Below are 1,059 nucleotides of genomic sequence, written 5' to 3'. Positions count from 1 at the left end.
GACAATCACATGCCATTCTATGTTAAGCAAGGTCAGATCCCGACCAAACGCCACATTGCCTTCGAAAAAGACAATGGCGAGTTGTACCGTGAAGAATTATTTTCAACTCATGGCTTTTCTAATATTTATTCAAATAAATATCATCACAATATGCCAACCAAAGCGATAGACGTTCAACCTTACACGTTATCTCATGGTGAACAATGGCAAGACTCATTAATTCAAAATTACAAATTAGACTCGCGCCAAGCCGACTGCCAAGGCAACTTTTTTAGCGCCCGAAATAAAATTTTTTTCAATAATGATGTCGCCATGTACACCGCTAAGGTGACTGAAGATACCAATGAGTTTTATCGTAATGCCTATGCTGACGAAGTGGTGTTTATTCACGAAGGTGAAGGCCAACTGTTGAGTGAATACGGCGTCATTGATACCAAAAAATGGGATTACTTAATTATTCCACGCGGGACCACGTACCAACTTAAATTTAACGATTATGAAAATGTGCGTTTATTTGTGATCGAATCATCTTCAATGGTCGAAGTGCCAAAGCATTTCAGAAACGAATACGGCCAAATGCTTGAATCTGCACCTTACTGTGAACGAGACATTCGTACGCCAACCTTGGCTGATGCCGTGGTTGAAAAAGGTGCGTTTCCGTTAATGTGTAAATTTGGTGAGCGTTATCAAAAAATGACTCTGCAATGGCATCCATTTGACCTAGTTGGCTGGGATGGCTGCGTTTATCCTTGGGCATTTAACATCAGTGAATATGCACCCAAAGTAGGCAAAATTCATTTACCACCGTCTGAGCATTTAGTGTTTACTGCACACAATTTTGTCATTTGTAACTTTGTGCCACGCCCATACGATTTTCATCCTAAATCGATACCAGCACCTTATTACCACAACAACATCGACAGCGATGAAGTTTTGTATTACGTCGATGGTGACTTTATGAGCCGTACAGGTATTGAAGCGGGCTATATGACGTTACACCAAAAAGGTGTGCCGCATGGGCCTCAACCTGGTCGCACAGAAGCCTCTATCGGCAAAACT

Annotated in this window: 1 protein-coding gene; it reads left to right on the top strand. The window is 41.5% G+C overall.

The genetic code is table 11. From position 1 onward, the window contains the following. Positions 1-9 precede the first annotated feature (9 nt). A partial coding sequence (locus CXF78_RS01610; protein WP_102035776.1) for a homogentisate 1,2-dioxygenase occupies positions 10-1,059 on the top strand: 1,050 nt, incomplete at its 3' end.

The organism is Shewanella sp. 11B5 (genome assembly GCF_002836795.1).
Lineage (GTDB): Bacteria > Pseudomonadota > Gammaproteobacteria > Enterobacterales > Shewanellaceae > Shewanella > Shewanella frigidimarina.
Note: the sequence above shows the minus strand (reverse complement) of the source record. Positions and strands in the feature narration are given on the sequence as shown.